At 46.1% G+C, this 21,692-nt stretch carries 16 protein-coding genes; 2 read left to right on the forward strand and 14 right to left on the reverse strand.

Going from position 1 to position 21,692, the window contains the following annotated elements; all coding sequences use genetic code 11:
* Window position 1: 1 nt before the first annotated feature.
* From ACJJIN_RS19445 to ACJJIN_RS19475, 7 genes are all read right to left on the reverse strand, one after another.
* Entirely contained in the window at window positions 2–463 is a 462-nt protein-coding gene (locus ACJJIN_RS19445) for a GNAT family N-acetyltransferase (RefSeq protein WP_444895837.1), read from the reverse strand.
* A 275-nt stretch (window positions 464–738) separates the two neighbouring features.
* A complete protein-coding gene (pepN, locus tag ACJJIN_RS19450; RefSeq protein ID WP_444895838.1) occupies window positions 739–3,432 on the reverse strand; it encodes an aminopeptidase N in 2,694 nt (897 codons plus the stop codon).
* A gap of 139 nt (window positions 3,433–3,571) precedes the next feature.
* Window positions 3,572–4,912: an omega-aminotransferase AptA gene (gene aptA, locus ACJJIN_RS19455; RefSeq protein WP_444895839.1), complete on the reverse strand. Its 1,341-nt coding sequence runs from the start codon at window positions 4,910–4,912 to the stop codon at window positions 3,572–3,574.
* 226 nt (window positions 4,913–5,138) lie between these two features.
* Window positions 5,139–5,702, reverse strand: coding sequence for a phosphoribosyltransferase (locus ACJJIN_RS19460; protein ID WP_413663623.1), 564 nt, complete (start codon window positions 5,700–5,702; stop codon window positions 5,139–5,141).
* An 11-nt stretch (window positions 5,703–5,713) separates the two neighbouring features.
* On the reverse strand, window positions 5,714–7,075 hold the full coding sequence (locus ACJJIN_RS19465) for an NCS2 family permease (RefSeq protein WP_444895840.1): 1,362 nt from the start codon (window positions 7,073–7,075) through the stop codon (window positions 5,714–5,716).
* A 1-nt stretch (window position 7,076) separates the two neighbouring features.
* Window positions 7,077–7,862 carry an outer membrane protein OmpK gene (locus ACJJIN_RS19470; RefSeq protein WP_444895841.1) on the reverse strand — a complete coding sequence of 262 codons (786 nt, stop codon included), beginning with the start codon at window positions 7,860–7,862 and terminating at the stop codon, window positions 7,077–7,079.
* 763 nt (window positions 7,863–8,625) lie between these two features.
* A complete protein-coding gene (locus ACJJIN_RS19475) occupies window positions 8,626–10,233 on the reverse strand; it encodes an ABC-F family ATPase (RefSeq protein WP_444895842.1) in 1,608 nt (535 codons plus the stop codon).
* Between the two features lie 503 nt (window positions 10,234–10,736).
* On the opposite strand from ACJJIN_RS19475, the gene ACJJIN_RS19480 reads away from it, so the two are divergent.
* Window positions 10,737–11,153: a VOC family protein gene (locus ACJJIN_RS19480; RefSeq protein WP_282930918.1), complete on the forward strand. Its 417-nt coding sequence runs from the start codon at window positions 10,737–10,739 to the stop codon at window positions 11,151–11,153.
* Window positions 11,154–11,228: 75 nt separating this feature from the next.
* On the opposite strand, the gene ACJJIN_RS19485 is transcribed toward ACJJIN_RS19480, so the two are convergent.
* From ACJJIN_RS19485 to ACJJIN_RS19500, 4 genes are all read right to left on the reverse strand, one after another.
* The gene (locus tag ACJJIN_RS19485; RefSeq protein WP_444895843.1) at window positions 11,229–12,149 is read right to left on the reverse strand and encodes a DMT family transporter; all 921 of its coding nucleotides are present in this window, start codon (window positions 12,147–12,149) and stop codon (window positions 11,229–11,231) included.
* Window positions 12,146–12,736, reverse strand: coding sequence for a cysteine hydrolase family protein (locus ACJJIN_RS19490; protein ID WP_444895844.1), 591 nt, complete (start codon window positions 12,734–12,736; stop codon window positions 12,146–12,148). The genes ACJJIN_RS19485 and ACJJIN_RS19490 overlap by 4 nt, the downstream gene beginning before the upstream one ends.
* A gap of 87 nt (window positions 12,737–12,823) precedes the next feature.
* Window positions 12,824–14,350 carry a cryptochrome/photolyase family protein gene (locus ACJJIN_RS19495; protein WP_444895845.1) on the reverse strand — a complete coding sequence of 509 codons (1,527 nt, stop codon included), beginning with the start codon at window positions 14,348–14,350 and terminating at the stop codon, window positions 12,824–12,826.
* Window positions 14,351–14,392: 42 nt separating this feature from the next.
* Window positions 14,393–15,991 carry an ABC-F family ATP-binding cassette domain-containing protein gene (locus ACJJIN_RS19500; protein WP_444895846.1) on the reverse strand — a complete coding sequence of 533 codons (1,599 nt, stop codon included), beginning with the start codon at window positions 15,989–15,991 and terminating at the stop codon, window positions 14,393–14,395.
* A 358-nt stretch (window positions 15,992–16,349) separates the two neighbouring features.
* Between ACJJIN_RS19500 and ACJJIN_RS19505 the strand changes: the two genes are divergently transcribed.
* A complete protein-coding gene (locus ACJJIN_RS19505; protein WP_507019905.1) occupies window positions 16,350–16,985 on the forward strand; it encodes a glycine-rich domain-containing protein in 636 nt (211 codons plus the stop codon).
* 39 nt (window positions 16,986–17,024) lie between these two features.
* On the opposite strand, the gene ACJJIN_RS19510 is transcribed toward ACJJIN_RS19505, so the two are convergent.
* The 3 genes from ACJJIN_RS19510 to ACJJIN_RS19520 form a co-directional block, all read right to left on the reverse strand.
* Window positions 17,025–18,221 carry a CaiB/BaiF CoA transferase family protein gene (locus ACJJIN_RS19510; RefSeq protein WP_444895848.1) on the reverse strand — a complete coding sequence of 399 codons (1,197 nt, stop codon included), beginning with the start codon at window positions 18,219–18,221 and terminating at the stop codon, window positions 17,025–17,027.
* Between the two features lie 53 nt (window positions 18,222–18,274).
* Window positions 18,275–19,423, reverse strand: a complete 1,149-nt coding sequence (locus tag ACJJIN_RS19515) for an acyl-CoA dehydrogenase family protein (protein ID WP_413663612.1) — start codon at window positions 19,421–19,423, stop codon at window positions 18,275–18,277.
* A gap of 105 nt (window positions 19,424–19,528) precedes the next feature.
* Complete coding sequence (locus tag ACJJIN_RS19520) at window positions 19,529–21,685, reverse strand: 3-hydroxyacyl-CoA dehydrogenase NAD-binding domain-containing protein (protein WP_444895849.1); 2,157 nt, start codon at window positions 21,683–21,685, stop codon at window positions 19,529–19,531.
* Between the last annotated feature and the right edge of the window lie 7 nt (window positions 21,686–21,692).

The raw sequence follows: 21,692 nt of genomic DNA on the forward strand, positions 1-21,692 counted from the left end.
ATTATAATTTTTTACCTAAAAATAGGCTAAAAGGGTCATTTTTATAGTGACTGAAAGGGTCGCAATCTTCAAATCCATAACGGCGATAGAGGGCGATTGCGGGAGCAAAAGCTTCAGCGCGACCTGTCTCCAGCTTTATCTGTTTATATTTACGTTGCTTTGCCTCCTCCAATATTCTTTCTATCAAAGCGCGGGCAACACCTTTGCGCAGGAATAGAGAATGAGTTTTCATGGATTTTATTTCGCCCAAATCAGGGGTGATCTCTTTTAGGGCACCACAGCCGGCCAAAACTCCATCAATTCTCGCTCCCCAAAAGGTAATCATGGGGTCATTTAACTCATCAGGATTTAGTGCGTGAACGCTTCCAGATGGGGAATGTCGGTACATTTCCCGTAGATGAGCTTCAAGAAGATTGTTAATGGAACCGTCGGACAGGTCGTCTAATTGTACTGATATATACATCTTTATTTGATTGTCTTTCTTTTTAAAACAATGGTTTAAATAGGAACGCCCGTTAAACTTTTAGGCTTTTAAATGTCACTGTAGCAAGATTTTTAGAGAAGGATAAGTATAATTTGGCTGGTGCAATAGATATGCTTTATTAGGGGGCATAGAGATAAAATATATATTTTTTGCACCGTTTTATTACGCGTAATACCCAGCCAAAAGCCTGGTAAGGGAAACTAAGGGCTGGATATTGCCCTTAGTTCAACATTAATAGCTAGTTTAAAGAAGATTTAGAGTAATCGCTTCCCGATATTGATACAGCGTTCACCGGAGTAGCGATGATTTTTTAGTGCTTTTACCAATATGGGCTTAAGTTGTGGTTTTTCTTTTAGTGACTTAGTAATCTCATTTACATTTTCTCTAGAACACATTAGCGGTAGGGCGTAAGCATAAGCAGTAAGCAATTCCTGAGATTCATCTTCATTGACTTGAGCCAGTGAATCAAAAATCGGTTGACCGTGGATGTTAAATAGCTCTATTTGCTCTGGTGCAAAAAGGGACTCTGTAATTTTTCGAATTTCGCTTAACTTGAATTTGTCTCGACTAGATATAAGGTTATCTACCCACTTTGATTTGTTTTCGGACTGGGGGCGAATAACTTCAGCAGATAGTGCGTTGAGTTTAGATCTGTCGGAGTTATCTTTTGCCAATTCTCTTGTGATTGCCTGCTCATAATCTGAGAATAGATAACGATTCTGCAACTTGATAAGTTTCCAGCGCATATCAGGATCGAGTTCCAGTCCTTTAATGGCAAACTCTCCCATTAACAGGTCTCTAGCATGACTTAATGCTGGAGTGGAGTGGGCGATATTGGTAAAAATACCAAACCAGACTTTTTGTTGATCACTACCTTCAGCCGCCTCTAGTAGTTGCCCCCAGACAAAGCTCTCAACAGTCTGAGTAAGTTCGTTACGACGCTTTGTGCTTAGGGGGATTTGAGTCAGGAAATCGTATGTGAACTCAATATATCTGGCATTCAAACGAATAATGTTGATGTCTCTTTCGTCGACGCCATTATTCACTATAAAACTAATATAATCATCCAGAGGCAGTTTTGCGTCATAGGTGCTATCAAATAGGCTTTGCCAGAACATTAGTCGTGCAAACGGCTCTTCAATATCATTGATATGCTGAGCCATATTCTTGATGGTAACTTCATCCAGATTTACCTTCACATAGGCCCAATCTTCTTCATTGGGGTATAGCCCCTCTGGGCAGGGCAGCCCCACGGCTTCTTTTACTTCAGTTCTGGCGCCACTATAAAGCACTGGAAGGGTTGCAACCCGTTTCATACTTCCAGCTTTCATTTGGTAAAACCCCAGCTGTGTGCGCTGTTCCCTTAATATCGGGTATTCCTCTGGTGCTGTTTGCTGAATTACCAGATGATTGATTTGGTCATCATCGCACTGGAAGCTGGCTTCAATTGTGTTGAGGCCGGCCTGGTAAAGCCACTGTTGCTGCCAGGAATTAAGATCTTTATCCGCAGCTTTGCCCAGGTGGTTGATAAAGTCATTGAGGGTCGAATTGTCATAAGATAAGGCCTTTAAGTAATTACTGACGCCTTTACGAAATTCTTCTTTGCCCAAATAGTAGGGCAATTGCTTGAGTACTGAGCCGCCTTTGCCATAAGTAATTCCATCAAAATTGGCAAAGGCTTCGTCAGTATTGTTGACTGGTAGTTGAATAGCGTGGGTAGTGGGGCGTTGATCAGTGTGGTAGGCCCATTGCTTGGCGCCTAAGTAATAGTTCTCCCAAGCGGTAGTGAATTCGCTATTTTCGGCTAGAGCCAGATTGGCCATGTAAGTGGCAAAGCTCTCATTGAGCCAAAGGTCATCCCACCAATTCATGGTGACCAAATTACCAAACCATTGATGGGCCAGCTCATGGGCAATAACATTGGTGAGGCGCATCCGCTGGGCCTGGGTCTTTTTTCCTCGGGATATGTAAGAATCGTTAAATGTTACAGCCCCAACATTTTCCATAGCGCCGGCGTTAAAATCAGGTACTAGTATTTGATCATATTTTTTAAATGGATAATCAATTTCAAAGTAGGGCTGAAAGAACTCAAAGGATTGCTTGGTGAAGGTAAACCAGTCTTCTGTTTTTACGTAATTTGCCAGGCTCTGTCTTGCCATTAAGCGAAGGGGAATATCTCCTGCTTTGTCTTCCCAGATGTGGTAAGGACCTGCATGTAAAGAGAATATGTAAGATGAGAATTTCTTGGTTTGAGGAAAAAACCAGTGGTTTGATTTTCTTTTCTCTTCTACTCTCTCCTCTCTTTCCGCGCTAACTACTACCCAGTCTTTTGGAGCCTTTACATCCAGGGTGTAGCGTGCTTTCAAATTGGGTTGGTCAAAATGTGGGAATAGGCGATTGGCATCATAAGGTTCAAAGTCCGTATATAAATAGACCTTTTCGTCTTTGGGGTCTTTAAAGCGATGTAATCCTGAGCCATTGTTAGAGTACGGGTGTTGATAATTCACCGTAATCGTGTGGGATTTTTCTGGTAGATTTTGATAATCAATAGAAATAAAGTAGTTGTTGTACTCAAATGGAACAGATCTTCCATCGACCTGGATTGAATCAACCGCACCACCGGAAAAATCGATAGTGAGCGGCTGTTCAAGTATTTTTCTAAAATTGATATCTGCGTGCACAATTCCGGAGAAGTTCTTAGCTTGACTATCCAGATTGATGCTCAGCCGATAGTCCACTTCAGCAATTTGCTGACGACGAATGTCAGCATAAGATTCTGAAAGTCCTGGGGCTGTGGTTCTAATAGGAGATGAAATTTTCTTTGCTGGTGAGCTTATTTCTTGCTTAGTAGTTCTTTGCTCACAGGAACTTAATAAAATACCACATAGAATCGCTATAACCACTTTGTACTTTAGTAATACATTTGTAAGGCGAATATATTTGTTCATGGCGCTATTTTTAATATAGAGTTATTGAATTACTATTTGCGATTTACTTTGTATCATTAAAGATAGCTAGGCGGCGATATAAATTTTCCGTATCAGGAGGGGAAATCTTTTATACAGAGTGAGAAGGAATAGGTTCTGGCTACTGGCCGTTTGCGACCTCAGTAATTGATTCCGCTAATGCGTTGATAACTCCGTCAATTTCCTCTGCCTGTGCTATAAATGGGACGCCGATTTGCAATGTGTCGCCGCCGTAGCGAATATAAAAGCCTTTTTCCCACATCTTCATAGCAATTAAGTAAGGCCTGAGTAATGGCTCATCCGGAGCTGGTTCGATTGTCAGGCCTGCGGCAAGTCCACAATTACGAATATCTTCTATTAACGGTAATCCATTGAGTTGATGGATATGGTCTTCCAGGATATGGGCAAGCTCCGCAGATCTCTCAAATAAATTTTCTTTCTTTAAAATATCCAGTGTCGCCAATGCCGCTGCGCAGGCTAGTGGGTGCCCAGAGTAGGTATAGCCGTGGGGAAGCTCCAGTTGGTATTGAGGTCCTCCATTTTCCATGAATATCTCGTAGATATCTTGACGCACAGCCACAGCGCCCATGGGAACAGCGCCATTTGTAAGCTGTTTGGCTGTATTGAGCATATCCGGGGTCACTCCAAAAAACTCTGCTCCGGTGGCTTTCCCCATGCGTCCGAAAGCGGTAATGACTTCATCAAATATCAACAATATGTCGTATTGAGTACATATTTCCCTAAGGCGATGGAGATAGCCTTTTGGTGGGGGCAATACTCCCGCAGACCCCGCTACGGGCTCGACAATAACAGCGGCAATGTTTTCAGAACCGTGCAGTTTGATAAGTTCCAGCAACTCGTCTGCCAGGAAACTTCCCTGTTCAGGCTGTCCTTTAGCAAAGCGGTTGTGGGGTAAAAGGGTGTGGCGAAGGTGGTCAGAATCTAAAGATGAGCCAAAGATTGCTCGATTAGCGCTAATACCGCCCACACTAAGACCGCCAAAATTAACTCCGTGATAGCCTTTCACGCGTCCGATGAATTTTGTTTTCCCTGGAGCGCCCATCTTCTGCCAGTAGGCTCTAGCTATTTTTAGAGAGGTTTCTGCGGATTCAGAGCCGGAGTTTGTAAAGAAAATACGATTGAGCCCCACGGGCATCATCTGGCTGACACGCTCCGCTAGTTGGAAGGCTCCCGGGTGGCCATATTGGAAAGCGGGGGCGTAATCCAGAAGGGCTGCTTGCCGGGTAATGGAGTCAATAATCTCCGGACGGTTGTGTCCGGCACCACAGGTCCACAAGCCAGAGAGACCATCGAAAATGGGGCGGCCATCAGCACTACGGTAATAGCAGCCGCTGGCTGAGGTAATAATACGGGGATCTCTTTTGAATTGGCGATTCCCGGTAAAAGGCATCCAGTAAGCATCGAGCTGCGATTTATTAAGTCCCGCTGATTTGTCGTTCATTTTTATTTTCCGACATTTGGCCTTATCGCATTAATTTTGGACCAACTTTTCTACTTTATAAATTGATTCTCACTAACTTTAGTTTCATAAGTGGGATTTATTAATAGAGTATTGAAGTATTGCCTATGGCAGGAGTTGAGTGCCGGGGGAGGGTTTGCCGGAATGGCCTAAGGGAGATGAGAGGAGAAAGAGAACCGGGGGCATTAGCCCCCGGTAATATTGCTGATTAAACAGCAGTGGCGATTCTGTCCACATAGGGGGCGAGTTCTGGTTTGTTCTCCAGAATCTCCTGCCGGGACAGACCGTCGATCTCGTGGGGGAATACCAACCACTCTTCGGTCTTGTGGATAAAGTAATCCGGCTCGCGCTTGGCCTTGTTGTTCTTCGGCTTGTAGTAAGGGGTCGCGATACGAATCTCCGGCGTGTTCTTCTTACAGGCAGCGCGCAGGTCTTCGATAGTTTGCTCAATACTCAGGCCAGAGTCGTGCACATCGTCCACGATCAACAGGGAGTCGTGGGACTCCAGGCGCTTGATCAGGTAGTTCAGGCCATGCACGCGCACTTTCTTATCGCGCTCACCGATACCGAGATAGGAGGAAGTGCGGATAGCGATATGGTCTGCATCCACTCCCATCACGTGCAGCAGCTCTTGTACAGCGATGCCCACAGGAGCGCCACCGCGCCAAACACCGACAATATAGTTTGGGCGAAAGCCGTCCTTATAGATTTGCTCGGCGAGAGCATAAGAGTCTATCAGGAGCTGCTGTGCGCTAATAAAGTGCTTTTTCATCAATGTACCCCTCAGAAAAAGGCAAACTTGGCAACAAAGAGTGCCGCTAACACGTAGACACTGATGCTGACGTCTTTGCTACGTCCGCTCAGCGTTTTAATAACTGCGTAGGAAATAAAGCCCAGGGCGATTCCGTGCGCGATCGAGAACGACAAAGGCATCATCACTGCGGCGATTACTGCCGGTGCGGCCTCGGTAATGTCATCCCAATCAATAGATGACATACCGGAAGTCATCAGGACGCCAACATACAGCAGAGCACCTGCGGTTGCATAGGCCGGAATCATACCGATTAGGGGCGAGAAGAAGGTCGCCAACAGGAATAGCCCGGCGCAAACCACAGCGGTCAGGCCTGTGCGACCACCGGCGGTTATACCTGCAGTACTCTCTACATAACAGGTAGTAGTGGAGGAGCCCAGCACAGAACCAACGACAGATGCGGAGCTGTCGGCCATCAGGGCCTTGCCCATTCCAGGCAACTTGCCATCTTTATCCAGCAGTTTGGCGCGATCAGAAACGCTTAACAGGGTGCCTGCGGTGTCGAACAGGTCGACAAACAGGAATGCAAAGATCACGCTGATCATGCCTACTTCGAAGGCGCCAGCGATATCCAGCTCCAGGTAAGTCGGTGCCAAGCTGGGAGGCGCGGATATCAGACCGGTGAACTCTACCTTACCAATTGCCAGGGCGATGACGGTTACCGCAAGGATACCGATCATCACTGAGCCCAGCATACGGCGATAGGACAGGGCCACAATAATAAAGAAGCCCAGTGCTGCCAGGATCGCCTCAATTGACTTGAGGTCGCCCAGGGTTACCAGCGTTGCGGGGCTGGCCACAACGATACCGGCACTCTTCAGGGCAATGATCGCCAGGAACAGGCCAATACCCGCTGCTAGGGATTGTCGCAGGGAGAGAGGAATACTATCGATAATCCACTCTCGCAGCTTGAAGATACTGAGCAGCAGGAAGATTACCCCTGATATAAACACCGCACCCAGGGCTACTTGCCAGCTGTAGCCCATTTCACCGACGACAACGTAGGCGAAGAAGGCATTGAGGCCCATACCTGGCGCCAATGCGATGGGGTAGTTGGCGTAGAGCCCCATAATCAGGCAGCCAATAGCGGCTGCAAGGCAGGTCGCCATAAACACAGCGCCCTTATCCATACCCGCTGCAGCCAGGATATTGGGGTTCACAAAGATGATGTAGGCCATCGTCAGGAATGTGGTAACGCCGGCAATCACTTCCCGGCGAACATTCGTCTGGCGCTCTGAGAGCTTGAACAACTTCTCCAAGAATGAGGCATTGCCTCCCACCTGTGGGATGTCGGACCCAGGGGTCGCCGATGTTTGGATATCAGTGGGTTTCATATCAGAAGTGGTACTTTACTAGCAGGTTAACGTTGCGCTCGTTGGAATCGACACCATAAGTGCCATCTTTGATTCCGAACTTGTCGTTCCAGTGTACGTACTCAATACCCGCGTACAGGGTCTTGGGTTCACCCCAGGTGGCGCCGGCATCCCATTTCAGCTGGGAGGTAAAGTTAGTGCTCGGATGTGAATCTTCAGAAGCACTGGTCCAATCGATAAATCCGTCGTAGACAAAGCTGGCATCACCCAGGGTAAAAGGCATGGCCCAAACCAGGGTCAGCTGCTCGTTGCTGGCCTTGTCATCGTTATCGCGGTGGTAAACATTCGCCTGTACAAAGGAGAAACCGGGTACCGCGAGATCAAAGCCCACACCCGTCAGGTAATTGGTAAAGTGGGGGCCGGTTGCTGCCAAGTGGTCCGGATCATCCATATTGCCCAGCTCAACTGCTGTGGCGATCAGTACATCGGTAACCGGTCCGAAAGCCAGTTCACTGCCGCTGAGCTTGCCTAAGCTCAGGCGGGGAGAAATCTCACTATACAGTTCTTTGGAGCCATCTTCCGAGTCCAGGTAGTCGGCAAAAATAAAGAGGTCACCCCAGCTGTGGCCACTGGCGTGCTCAAAAGTTACTACGGATCTCTCAGAGTCATCCGTGTTCTTGCTGTAGTCGACTTTGTAATCGTGGCCGTAAAGAAGGCTCAGGCTGTTGTCACTCCAGGTCATCTCAGCTTGGGCAGCTACGGACAACAGGCTAGAGGCCAGCAGTAGCAGGGGCTTGGTTGGTTTCATTCTATTACCTCTGTTACAGCGACAGGCGAATTTCGCACTGGCGGCCGATGAGAAAATCGGCAGTTGGTTAAAAAATAGTCGCGGAATGTACCAGAACTTAACCCCTGTTTTCCAGTGTTTTTTCTCGGCATTTACGCTTTTTTCCGAGCTTTTTAAGTAACTCTGCACCAAAAAATCACGCTTGGGGAAAACGAGATACTCATTTATTGGTTAGCGATGGGTCGGTGTAGCAAAAAAGTATTGTTTAATTGGTTTGATAGTAGGGAATCGCTACATTGCAGGGGCAAATTAGGTAAATAGTCCAGAAAGTCGGCATCTGCTCCCCAGTGGTGCTTGCACAGGCAACATGAATACTTTTGGTGCTTTTAGGGTTCGCGATAATAGATGTTGTTTAACTTTGATGACACAGGAAGTCATCCGCTTGGTAGCAGAATAAGGATGGTTGAAATGTATCTTCTGAGCGCTTTCCTTATATAGGCAGGCATCGGCCTGAGGTCGATAGTTATAGTTGGGAAAAGTAAATCGACTTTTAACCTGTATAAAAATTATTTGGCTGTTTGGTTTTTTTGCTAGTTCGTAGGAAATTGGCCCTGGAAGGAGTCTGGATGGGATTGCAGTAGCGGGGGGGCGACTTTAGGGGGCTCAGGTGATGCCTACCGAGCCCCGTATTATCTGGTGGTGATTGGTTACAATTTGCAGCTTTTGAGTCCTGGGGCGAGTATTGTTATCGCCCCAATATGCCTTTTCCGATTCGAGTTTGGAATCAGGCTACTTGCTGTTCTGTACCTGACTGGTGCGCCAGGTATTCCTCGTAAGTGCCTTGAAAATCGATCAGTGCTTGATCTTTGATTTCAATAACTCGGGTTGCCAGGGATGAGACAAACTGACGATCGTGACTCACAAAAATAAGTGTGCCCTCATATTTCTCCAGTGCCTTGTTCAGGGCTTCGATGGCTTCCATGTCCAAGTGGTTGGTTGGCTCATCCATGATGAGCACATTGGTGTCCATCATCATTAGCTTGCCAAACAGCAGGCGATTTTTCTCGCCGCCAGAGCAGACCTTTGCCTTTTTATTGGCATCATCTGCGGTAAATAATAGTCGGCCCAGAATACCCCGCACGGCCAGATCATCGTGCTTGGGGGTGCGCCACTGGGACATCCACTCAAATATTGTCAAGTCACCATCAAAATCTGTACTGCTGTCTTGCGGGCAGTAGCCGATAGCGGCATTTTCTGACCACTTGACGACTCCGCTGTTTGCTTGGATCTCATTGACAAGACAGCGCAGGAAGGTTGTTTTACCAACGCCGTTCTCACCGATAATTGCCAGGCGCGCACCGGCTTCCAGCAGCATTTCGCCACCTTGAAATAGCGTTTCACTGTCAAAACCATGGGTAAGCCCCTCAAGAGTCAGCGCCTGACGGTGCAATTTTTTACACTGGTTAAACGTAATATAAGGGCTGACCCGACTGGAGGGTTTGATTTCGTCCAGCTTGATTTTTTCCATCTTCTTCGCGCGGGAGCTGGCTTGCTTGGCTTTGGATGCATTGGCAGAAAAGCGGTTCACAAAGCTCTGTAGCTCGTCCAGTTCGGCACTTTTCTTGGCATTCTCTGCGTGAAGTTGTTCTTGTATTAGCGTGGAGGCCGCAACAAAGTCCTCATAATTGCCGGGGAAAACCCGCAATTCACCATAATCTATGTCGGCCATATGGGTGCAGACAGAGTTCAGGAAGTGGCGATCGTGGGAAATGATGACCATTGTGCTTTTGCGTTGATTCAGTACATCTGCCAACCACTTGATGGTGTGGATGTCCAGGTTATTGGTCGGCTCATCCAACAATAAAATATCCGGGTCGGCAAATAGCGCTTGGGCGAGTAATACACGCAATTTCCAGCCGGGAGCTACCTGTTTCATCAGGCCAAAATGCAGGGATTCGTCGATGCCAGCTTCAAGCAGGATTTCTCCCGCACGGCTCTCTGCGCTATAGCCATCCAGCTCAGCAAATTGGACTTCAAGCTCGGCTACGCGCATGCCGTCTTCTTCGCTCATTTCCGGTAGCGAGTATATACGGTCACGTTCCTGTTTAATTTCCCACAGGCGGACATCTCCCATGATGACCGCATCGACGACGGTGTACTCTTCAAATGCAAACTGGTCCTGGCTCAAAGTACCCAAGGTGCATCCAGGCTCAATAGATACGTTGCCGGCCGAGGGCGCCAAGGCACCACTCAGGATCTTCATAAAGGTTGACTTTCCACATCCATTGGCCCCGATAAGGCCATATCGGTTGCCATTGCCGAACTTTACAGAAATGTTTTCAAACAGTGGTTGGGCACCAAACTGCATGGTGATATTCGCGGTGGAGATCAAGAGCGTATTCCTGAGGATTACAAATGGGCTCTGGTAAGCCAGTTTCGCCAAAATAGGAGGCGTGATGTGGGGGCCGCACTATAAGGATTTGGCGCTAAAGTGTCGAGGAGTACGTTCAATAACTAAGCAGTTTCTCTGCGGGTGCGATATTAGAGATTGAAATATATATGTTAAAGTATACTCCTAGGCTAGGAGGATATTCTATTTTGGGGTGGGGTGCGATGATATGCATCTGTATACTCCCTGAGTTCGGGCTCTTTAGCAAAAGCTATGGGTCCTAATATTAGGAATATTCCCGGTATAAGTTGCCAGCGCGTAAAGCGGCCACTTTTATTTAAATAATTAACGGGATCACTTGATCTTATTTGTATCCTTTGGGTGGCTCCGACGGCAAAGTAAATGTTAATGCTGTCAGGGGGAAAGGGTTGAAGGGCTAATGACTAGCAGATGTCAGTCAATCAATTTTTGATCTCTATGAGGAGCTAGCAAAGGTTGGAGGCTATATGAAATCGAATTGTTTGCACCTTGCGATTCCGGCAGGGGACCTGGAAACCGCCAAGAAATTCTATTGCGATGTCTTAGGCTGCAAGACCGGCAACAGTGAAGAAGGTCGCTGGGTAGATATCGACTTTTGGGGTAACGAACTCACCCTGCACCAGAGTGAGGAGAAGCTCCCCAATGTTCGCCACAAGGTGGATATGGGAGAAGTGGCTGTTCCTCATTTTGGCATTCACCTGCCGGAAGATGAGTTTCAGGCACTGAAAGGCCGTATCGAAGCTGCCGGGCTGGAATACCTGGACAAGCCCTACCGTCGCTTTGTCGGCAATGAATATGAACAGGAAACCTTTTTTATCGAAGATCCAAATGGCAACGTTCTGGAAATGAAAACGATGGTTAATCCTGAACTGATGTTCAAGTAATCGTCTGGGCCCTGCAGATAGTTGAATCTGTGGGGCTGGGTTTCTCCGGCTATTCCTAGCCCTCCCTTATCCTTGCTAAGAATGCGATGCCTTAATCTGGGGTTGAGTTCTGATTGCCTGAATAATACCTCCTATTACTATCAGTAAGCTGCCGGCATAAGTATTCCAGGTTGGGAGTGTGTTATAGACCAACCAATCCAATATGCCGGAGAAAATCAGGCTTGTATATAAATAGGGAGATAAGCTGGCAGGTCTGTTTACCCGACGATAGGCTTTAGTGCGTAAGGATTGATTGCTGATTGTCGCCAGGCTAAAAGCAATAATCACAATCACAAAACTTACCGAGTCCGATAGAGATACCGCGACTTTCGCAAGCTCCCCAAGATTTCCTTCAATCAATAAAATGGCAAGCATATAGAGGCTGGATAGGCCGAACATCTTGGTGGTTGAAGATATTGTATTTTGCTTCTTTGAAGAGTGGTGCATTACAAACTGTGAACAAGCTCCAAAGAAGCCCGATAGCAGGCCCACTATCATATAGCTATCAAAGCCAGCAGTTGGCTTCAATATAAAAGCAACGCCGATAAAGCTGACTAAACAGGCCGCTAATGTCTTCTTTTTTATCGGATCCTTTTTGGCAAACCGGGTAATAAAAGGGAGAAATAAACCTGACGTTGAAAATAGAAGGGCGGCGACAAGTAGAGAGCCTTTGGACAAATAATAAAACAAGCAATACTGAGCGAGACAAGTGAATAACGCCCTTGCACCATCAATCCTGTCTATTCGATGAGTCACAGGGTTTTCATCGAAAACAACGAGGCAAATCCAGGTTAGGATTAAAAATGGGGCAAAGAAACGAATAAAGACCACCAACGATAAGGAGCTAAAGGTAGTTAGTTCTTTACCAAATAGCCCGGTTAGCGACATACAGCTGGCCGCCAGAATTGCGGTAATGACACTGAGGGCAAATTCTCTATTGGAAATGCGGGTACTCATGGTTTACCAGCACCCTCACTAGCAATAATCTCATCGACTGTTTTTACACTGGCTATCTTCGTGAGGAAATTCAGGCTATTCTGTTTATTGTTTTCCGTGTCAGACTCACAGGCATCTGAGGCAATGAGTACTGAAAAGTCTCTATCGTGAGCTTCCCTGGCCGTCAGTTCGACTGTATTCTGTGTTGATACCCCACAGAGAACAATCCTTTCTATATTGTGGCTAGCAATAAGTACTGGGAGTTCGGTCCCATAGAAGCCACTGACACGCCTCTTATAAATAGATATATCGCTATCAGTGATATTGAGATCATCAACAAAAGCAGTGCCCCAGCTTTTCTGACGGAGGGCGCCTATATCTTTGATATAGCTGAAGAGGGGAGAGTTAGAGGAAGATTCCCTGTAGTCTGTGGAAAAAGCGACCCTGATATGGCAAATAAGATGACGTCGTGCTCTTCCCCACGTAAGGAGTTTATTGGTGTTCTCAATAACTCTATTCTTATAGACTCTTGGGGCCGCTGCTGATATTTGTCCCTTTGGATGACAAATATCGTTGATAAAATCGAGGGTAATGATTGCAGTCTTCATGACCAGAGTCTATTGAGGCGAGTATTGGCTTAGTTTAGTAATGATTAAGGAAGCCTTCGATAAAGGATTTTAAGATCTATATAGAGATTACGATTTCTTTGTCATAAATTGCTTTGCCCTTTTTTTTATTGCTGTCACTTCACTCTTCTCAAGCTTATCCAAAAGGCTGAACATCATTGTCATTCTATGATTGCCCTCTAGCATTTTTCTTTTTTCAATTAAGAAATTCCAGTAGAGACTGTTAAATGGGCAGGCCTTCTCTCCAGTTCGTTGTTTGACGTCATAAATACAGTCGCTGCAATAGTTACTCATTTTGTTGATATAGGAGCCACTACTAATATAGGGCTTTGTTGCAACCAATCCACCATCGGCGAACTGGCTCATTCCCCGGGTATTAGGCATTTCAACCCACTGAATAGCATCTATGTAAATACCGAGATACCAACTTTCCACCTGGTCAGGGTCAGTTTGTGTTAATAGCGCAAAATTACCGGTAATCATAAGCCTTTGGATATGGTGAGCATAGGCATTTTCCAAACTATTCCTGATGGTGTTGTGAAGGCAGTTCATGGACGTTTTGGCATCCCAGAAAAAATCTGGCAAATTATTTTTATTCTTCAACTTATTCTGAAGCTCATAACTGGGCATAGACATCCAGTAGACACCGCGCATATATTCTCGCCAGCCCAATATTTGGCGTACAAAACCTTCAATTTGGTTAAGTCCTATTGAAATTTTGCCATCTTCCCAAGATTTTATCGCTGTATCGATAACCTCTTTTGGAGATATGAGTTTACTATTTAGGGAGAAGCTAATTCGGCTGTGATAAAGAAAGGCTTCATCTGGATCCATTGCGTCCTGAAAATCGCCAAAATGAGCAAGTAGATGTTTACAAAAATGACGAAGTAGTTTTATAGATTCCTCCCTGCTGGTTGGCCATATAAAATTCTCTGGATCAATCTCTCCAATACTCTTAACTCCAGACTTTTTTATACGGGATAAAGTTGAAGTGACATTACTTGTTATTTTTTCCTGCTTGGGTTTGCCCAGCTTTCCATTCCATTTCTTTCTATTGCTTTGGTCGAAATTCCACTTTCCCCCTTCAGGTTTTCCATTGTTCATCAGAATGTCATACTTCTTCCGCATATAGTGGTAGAAGCTCTCCATAAGTAGCGATTTTTTCCCTTGGAAGAAATCTGCCAGCTCTTCTCGAGTGGTTAAAAAGTGCTCAGTGTCGTAGGCTTGAAATTCTATTGGTAGTCTCTTTTCTAGTTTTAATAGTTGCTGATCTAGTCGGTACTCATCGGGAAGTTGGTACTCAAATTTTTCAATTTTGTGTTTTCTAATAATATCTTCGATATTTTTTGTAAGGTTTTGTTTGTTGTTTTTATTGTCTATTCGATAGTAGATGACATTACAGCCCCTATTTTTAAGCCACTCTGAGAAAATCTGCATAGCTTCAAAAAAGGCAACGATTTTTTGGATGTGGTGAACAACGTAATCGGTCTCTTGGCGCATTTCAGCCATAAAGTAGATCTTATCTTCCTGGTTACCTCTAAACCAGGAGTGTTTTTGGTTCAATTGATCCCCTAATAGCAAGCGCAGCGTTTTCACATCTCACTTCCTTTATTTAGGTCATACTAGGTCTTAATATGCCTATAGATAGATCCTTCTATTCACTCCCACATTTTCTACAAAAGTAGAGTCATGGGAGATCAATAAAAATGTTCCGGGGTATTCTACCAGCGCAGTTTCCAGCGCTATACGCGACTCCAGATCCAAGTGATTGTCCGGTTCGTCCAGTAGTAGCAGGTCTGGTGCCTCAGTGCCACGAGTAGCGGCAAGTAAAGCAACCTTTAGTCGCTCCCCTCCACTTAAAGTATTGGTAGAGCGAAGTGCAGAATCACCTCGAATATTCATTGTGGCCAGGGCTGTGCGCCAGAAGTTGGTATCTTTATCAGGGTGTAGGCGGGATAAAGTTTCCAAGGCAGATAGATTTCCATTTAGTTGACTTAGGTTCTGATCCAGATAAAAACAGCTGCCAAAAGTTTTACACAAACCGCTGCGAGGTTTAACTCGACCAGCAATGATCTTTAGTAGCGTTGTCTTTCCGCTACCATTGGCGCCACAAATATGCCAGCGATCGCCACTGTGCATGGTAAGTGATATGGGATCACTCTGAATTCCGTAGGGCAGTTTGAGATCCTCAACATGCAGACGAATACCACCCGTTAGCCCTGTTTTGCTAAGTTGCATATTTGGGAGCTTATGACTCTTATAGTCCTTTTGGCAACTTTCTAAATCTAGCTTTAACTTATGGTGCTGACGATCCAGGTTTCTAGTCAGCTTGCCTAAACTTTGCCCTGCACGATCTTTTTTCGCATCTAGTAGCGATTTACATTGGGAGCCTTTTAATTTCTTACCCTGGTTTTTTCTAGTTGTAGTTTTTTCAGCAGAGTTTTGCTTTAGTTTGTTTAGGCTTTTTATATTCTTTTTGGTACTTTCAATTTTCTTTTCTACAGACTGTCTCTGTATCTCTTTTTCTTTCTGATAGTGTGAATAGTTACCGCCATATGTGCGTAGTTTTCCTGAATCTAGTTCCACTATCGTGTCAGCTAGTTGGAGTAAACTTCGATCATGACTGACCATTAGGATTCCGGCAGAATGGTTTTTAATTTTCTGCTGTAACCATTTTCTACCGTCTGAATCTAGGTGATTACTCGGCTCATCCAGTAGCAGATAGTAGTTTTTATAAGAGAAAGCATTGATTAGAGCCAGTCGGACTCTTTCACCGCCGCTAAGATTGCCGATAGGGGTGTCTAACGTGAGATTTATTCCGGCGCTGTATAAATGCTGTTGCCAAATTGTAGGTAGCTCCCATGAATCTGAGACACGTATCAGATCTTCCTCACTCTGATTGCCAGATTCAATACGTGAAAAACAGTCATAGAGGCCCGTAGGGTCGAATATATCTACAATTCTCTTGTTGGAATTGCTGCTCACTTGATCCACTTTAAGGTAGTCCGTATACCAAGTAATACTTCCCTGTTCAGGCTTTAGTTTCCCAATCAAAGCCCCTAAAAAAGTCGATTTTCCACTGCCATTATTTCCCACTAAGCCAGTAAATCCCGGAGGGAAGTCAAGATGGATCCCTTTAAATAGAGATTTCTTAGGGACGTTTAAGTAAAGATTTTTTATAGAACAAATACTCTGCATGTCACCCTCCGGTAGTCGGAATGGGTGGCGCAATACCATGATCTTGAGAGAAAGTTGTAGAGAATGGAGTACGCCACTTGCACGGGAATTGATGGCCTCTTAAGAAACCGGTTTATCTCCAGTGTGTGCAAGGCTTAATTCATTGGCGTAGATAGCTCCAAAAAGAAAAGTTGTTAAGTGTTAGCTTAATAAAGATTCAAAAATACTTCAAGCCCCAACCTAAAAGCGCTCACTTGGTACTCTCAACTCTTAAAATAGAGTGGTATAAGAGTATTATTGATATTACATTGAGATGATGCATTTTTACGATTTGATTTAGAGTAATAAGTGATTATAAGCGGGGGTTACTATGGTATCTGAAGGTTTTATAGCAATTTGTCTATTGATCGTAAGTGCTATGCTTTTTTTCTTTTACCGAAAATCACAACGGGAACGATTTTTAAGAGACTATCAATTCCATCCGTCTCTCAAACAAAGAGTGAAGAACAAATACCCTCATCTCAGCAACAAGCAGCTGGGTATGGTACTCGATGGGTTAAGGGAATATTTTATTATCTGCCAAACGGCTGGTAGACAAATGGTCGCTATGCCATCTCAAGTGATTGATGTCGCTTGGCATGAATTTATATTAAGCACACAGATGTATCGCAATTTTTGTAATAAATCTTTTGGACACTTTCTGCACCACACACCCAATGAAGTTATGCCAGATAAGGATACAGCTAGTGAGGGGATTAAGAGAGTGTGGCGAATTGCTTGTGTTCGTAGTGGTATAAGTCCTTCCAAGCCAAAATCGTTACCTCTGATTTTCTCAATTGATAAAAAGTTGGGGATTAAAGATGGATTTCATTATTCGCTAAACTGTCGATCGAGAAATAGTCCCGCTGCGGATCACTGTGCCAGTCATATTGGTTGTGCCGCGAGCTGTCAAGGCGGAACTTCCGGCAGTGCCTTCTCTGGAATTTGGGGTGGCGGCTCCTCTTCAGATTCTGGAAGCAGTTGTGGTGGGGGCTGTGGCGGGGGTGGCAGCTAGAGGCAGCTATCACTGCTCTAGCAACCCTGTTCAAGGTGATTAATGAGTGACACCCTGAACTTCGCAAAGCTCTTCAATTTCTTCAGCGCTAAAGCCGAGCTCACCCAGCACAGCGTGATTGTGCTCTCCCAGAGCTGCCCCTCGGTTAAATAAGTGGGGCTTTTGGCCGTTAAATCTAAAGGGTGTGTTGATCTGTTTAATGTCTCCATTCACAGAACAGATCATCTCTCTGGATTGGATAAGATCGCTATCAGCAGCTTCTGTAAAATTAAGTACGGGTTCAATGCACGCATCAATATCCTGAAATATATCAATCCATTCCTTTTGGCTTTTTGTGGCGATAATTGCTGCAATATCTTTCTTAAGTGTTTCTTGTTGCCCGTCTTGGACAATGCGAGTCAGCCACTCCTTTCGACCTATTTTTGTAAAAAATTGCTCGGCAAATTGTAGCTCTAAACTTCCCACAGAAAGATAGCGGTTATCTGCCGTGCGATAGTAATCATAATAACTTCCACCGTTTAGCAGTTCGGATTCCAGCTTGGGATCGGTATTTAAAGCCAGTGCATTGGCCCCACTAATTGCGTTTAACGCGAAACTACAGTCCGTCATACTGATATCGATATAACTGCCTTCACCGGTTCTCTGGCGATGATATACCGCAGCCAGTATCGACATAACCGCATGGTGTGAACCGCCGGCGATGTCTGCTATCTGTGTGCCGCTCAGGCAGGGGCCATGGTCACGGTTGCCGGAATAGCTGGCCAGGCCAGATAGTGCGAGATAATTGATATCGTGCCCAGCACGTTGCTTTAATGGTCCAGTTTGGCCATATCCGGTAATCGAGCAGTAAATAATGTCTGCGCGCTGTTGGCTTAAGCTTTGGTGGCCAAGGCCCAGCCTATCCATCACTCCGGGGCGGAATTGCTCGATCACAATATCGTATTGCTGAAGCAGTCGGTGAATCACCGCTTGCGCCTTTGGATTTTTTAGATCGATCGCCAGGGAGCGTTTGTTGCGGTTAATGGTTGCGTGGGCGGCGGATAGGGAAGCCGTGTCATCGACTAAAGGGGGAAAGCCCCGTAGTAAGTCTGGCCGTGTGGGAGACTCGATTCTTAGTACTTCTGCGCCCAAGTCTGCCAATAACATAGTGGCATAGGGACCGGGAAGTAGGGTAGAAAAGTCGAGTACTTTTAGCCCCTCAAGAGGGGCGCAGTGATTCTTCGTTTGCTGTTTCACTTTTTATTTCATTATTTTAATTGAGAACAGAAATTTCAATCTAGCACTTTAATTTAGTCATCGCGCAGGAGGTCTCGGGAAATAATTAATTTCATAATTTCATTGGTTCCGGCATAAATACGTGCTACACGAGCATCGGCCCAAGACCGGGCGATGGGGTATTCCCACATATAGCCATAGCCGCCATGTAACTGAACACATTCATCCAAAAGTTTGCATTGGAAATCTGTACTCAATAACTTGGCTTTCGCTGCAGTTGCAACGTCGAGTTCCTTTTTATAGTGAAGCTCCAAGCAGCGATCGATAAATACCCGAAGAGCGGTTAACTCACTATCCAGCTCAGCCAGCTTGAATTGTGTATTTTGGAAGGCAGAGATGGGTTTGCCGAAAGCCTTGCGATCCCGTACGTAATCAATCGTCCATTGCAGGGCTGCTTCTGCATTAGCTATTGCATAAATTGCCACACTTAAACGCTCTTGAGGCAATTCCTGCATTAAATAAATAAATCCCTGTCCCTCTCCACCGAGAAGGTTTTCCGCAGGGACTTTGACATCATCAAAGAACAGCTCTGAAGTATCCTGGGCCTTCATGCCTATTTTTTCTAGGTTACTGCCTCTCTTGAATCCAGGGCTATCTGCTTCCACAAGCAGCAAACTGACTCCAGAGGCCCCCTCGTGAGGGTCGGTTTTGGCCACGACAATAACCAGGTCTGCTTGCTGTCCATTGGTAATAAAAATCTTGGAACCATTGAGCAGATAGTGATCCCCTTTGCGCACAGCTGTGGTTCTCACGCCTTGGAGATCCGATCCGGCACCAGGTTCGGACATGGCGATAGCGGTGATCATCTCACCACTAATGCATTTGGGTAGGTACTTTTTCTTCTGTTCTTCCGTACCGTAATTAATAATGTAGGGCACTGCAATATTAGAGTGCAGGCCCCAGCCAATACCGGAAAGTCCCGCTCGGGCTACCTCTTCATCAATAATGGAGTTGTAGCCATAGTCCAGCCCCAAGCCACCATACTTTTCGTCAACTTGCGGACACAGAAAGCCCATTTCTCCAGCTTTATTCCACAGTTTACGATCTACCTGACCATCTTTTTCCCACTGATGGTGGTAGGGTACAGCTTCATTTTCTAAAAATTTACGTAAAGTTTCTCGAAACTGTTCGTGATCTTCGTTGTAAACAGTTCTTGGTACCATCCTTACACCACCGCATTTTATTACTGAAAAATTGAACCAGTGTTTTGATTGGCGATGTAAACAGCGAGATTTTAAAAGCCTGTTTACATCGCTCAAACCCCTGGGTTAAGGGTTGTCTGCCAGAGCTTTTCCTGACTCTGCCAGATCCAGCAAAATTGCTGGCGGGGCAAATCGATCCCCATAGGCATCAGCCAGTTGCTGGGCGCGTTGGGTAAACGCTTTCAGGCCAAACTGGCTGATGTATTGCAATGCACCACCGGTCCAGGGTGGGAAGCCGATACCGAAGATAGAGCCAATATTGGCATCGCGTACGCTGCGTAGCACATCCTCTTGATAACAGCGAAGTGTCTCCAGAGCCATAATAAACAGCAGCCGTTCCTTCACATCTTCTATCGGCAGTGCCTCTTTGGCGGGAAACTCCTTCTCAAGGCCACTCCATAAGTGCTTTTTCCCGCCCTCAGGGTAAGTATAGAAGCCGCCACCTGCCGCCTTACCAGCGCGACCCACTTCAAGCATTCGGTCGATCACTCCGTCGGCGGGATGCGTGGGGGCGGGTTTACCCTCTTTTTGCAGGTCATTGATGGTCTGCTGGCGTATCCGGCTCATCAGCGTTAAGGAGACCTCGTCACTAACAGCTAGAGGGCCGACTGGGAAGCCAGCTAGGGCTGCGGCATTTTCAATGGTGGCGGGATTAACCCCTTCGCTGAGCATGCCGATACCTTCATTGGTAAAGCAGCCGAATACCCTTGAGGTGAAGAAGCCACGGCTGTCGTTAACAACGATAGGAGTCTTGCCAATCTGCAATACAAAGGCGAAGGCTTGGGCGAGAGTCTCATCACTGGTTTGCTCCCCACAGATAATTTCCACCAGTGGCATCTTGTCGGCAGGGGAGAAGAAATGTAGACCGATAAATTGCTGGGGACGGTCGGAAGCTTGAGCGAGCCCAGTGATCGGCAGTGTCGAAGTGTTGGAGGCAAATACTGCATTTTTCGGCAGCTGTGCTTCGGCTTCCTGGGTAACTTTACACTTGAGTTCCCGGTCTTCGAAAACTGCTTCTATCACCAACTCACAATCAGCCAGGTCGGTATTGCTGTCTGTGGGCGTGATACGGGAGAGGATCTGATTGACCTTGTCCTCGGTAATGCGACCCCGCTGTAAGCGTTTTTGCAGGGATTTCTCTGCATATTGTTTGCCGGCTAAGGCACCTTCCATGGATACATCTTTTAATACGACATCAACACCTTTACTGGCACAGGCGTAGGCAATGGCTGAGCCCATCATGCCGGCGCCGAGTATGCCAATTTTTTGCATGGGCGACGTTTTATGATCGCGGGCGGCGGCGGGCAGTGATGCTCCGGCTTTGACCTCATTGAGTGCAAACCAGAAAGTACCGATCATGTTTTTGGCAACCTGCCCGCAAGCGAGGCCTACAAAATGTCGGGATTCAATTCGCGTAGCAGTTTCGAAGTCGACCCGGGACCCTTCGACGACGGTTGCCATTATCGACTCTGGGGCCGGCAGACATCCCTTGGTTTTTTTCTCCAGCATTGCTGGGGCGATCATCAGTAACTGCGCATTTTTAGGATTCTTTGCGTCCCCTCCCGGCATCCGGTAATCCGGTTGATCCCAGGGCTGAGCAACAGGTTGCTCACTATTCTCTCGAATATAAGAGACAGCCTTCTCTAGTAATTCACTTTCACTGGTAACGAGCTGATGTACCAGACCGGCTTTGAGAGCCTGTTGCGGCCTCACCTGTTTTCCTTCCAGTAGGTAGGGTAGAGACTCCTGGATGCCTAAAAGGCGGGGCATACGTACACAGCCGCCACCACCAGGTAGTAAGCCTAATGTGACTTCAGGCAATCCCAGTTTTATTGCGGTGCTATCGATAACAATACGCTGATGGCAGCTGAGGGCAATTTCCCAGCCACCGCCCAAAGCTGTGCCATTAATTGCAGCAACGACGGGTTTACCCTGGGTTTCCAGCCAGCGCAGGTTGGCTTTCATTGATTCGCAGGATTCGAAGAAAGGTTTAGCTTCTTCAATTTTTGCCGCAAATAAAGATTTGAGGTCGCCTCCGGCAAAAAAGGTATTTTTTGTGGAGCGAACAATAATTCCAGAAAATTCTTGCTGCTTGAGTTGCTCAACCGCTGCGCTCAGTGACTCGGTAAAATCCCGGTCCATCACATTGGCTGAGGCATTGGGGTTGTCCATGATCAGGTGGACAATATTGTGATCGTCTTTTTCCAGGCGAATGGATTTCATAGTCTGC

This window comes from Microbulbifer maximicatervae (SeqCode) (genome assembly GCF_052467505.1).

Excerpts from the sequence above, each read along its gene's own strand:
- ACJJIN_RS19490 (WP_444895844.1), bottom strand. The coding sequence starts at position 12,736 with ATGAAGACTGCAATCATTACCCTCGATTTTATCAACGATATTTGTCAT.
- ACJJIN_RS19505 (WP_507019905.1), top strand. The coding sequence starts at position 16,350 with ATGCTTTTTTTCTTTTACCGAAAATCACAACGGGAACGATTTTTAAGA.
- ACJJIN_RS19520 (WP_444895849.1), bottom strand. The coding sequence starts at position 21,685 with ATGAAATCCATTCGCCTGGAAAAAGACGATCACAATATTGTCCACCTG.
- ACJJIN_RS19485 (WP_444895843.1), bottom strand. The coding sequence starts at position 12,149 with ATGAGTACCCGCATTTCCAATAGAGAATTTGCCCTCAGTGTCATTACC.
- aptA (WP_444895839.1), bottom strand. The coding sequence starts at position 4,912 with ATGAACGACAAATCAGCGGGACTTAATAAATCGCAGCTCGATGCTTAC.
- ACJJIN_RS19460 (WP_413663623.1), bottom strand. The coding sequence starts at position 5,702 with ATGAAAAAGCACTTTATTAGCGCACAGCAGCTCCTGATAGACTCTTAT.
- ACJJIN_RS19515 (WP_413663612.1), bottom strand. The coding sequence starts at position 19,423 with ATGGTACCAAGAACTGTTTACAACGAAGATCACGAACAGTTTCGAGAA.
- ACJJIN_RS19445 (WP_444895837.1), bottom strand. The coding sequence starts at position 463 with ATGTATATATCAGTACAATTAGACGACCTGTCCGACGGTTCCATTAAC.
- pepN (WP_444895838.1), bottom strand. The coding sequence starts at position 3,432 with ATGAACAAATATATTCGCCTTACAAATGTATTACTAAAGTACAAAGTG.
- ACJJIN_RS19470 (WP_444895841.1), bottom strand. The coding sequence starts at position 7,862 with ATGAAACCAACCAAGCCCCTGCTACTGCTGGCCTCTAGCCTGTTGTCC.
- ACJJIN_RS19465 (WP_444895840.1), bottom strand. The coding sequence starts at position 7,075 with ATGAAACCCACTGATATCCAAACATCGGCGACCCCTGGGTCCGACATC.
- ACJJIN_RS19480 (WP_282930918.1), top strand. The coding sequence starts at position 10,737 with ATGAAATCGAATTGTTTGCACCTTGCGATTCCGGCAGGGGACCTGGAA.
- ACJJIN_RS19500 (WP_444895846.1), bottom strand. The coding sequence starts at position 15,991 with ATGGTATTGCGCCACCCATTCCGACTACCGGAGGGTGACATGCAGAGT.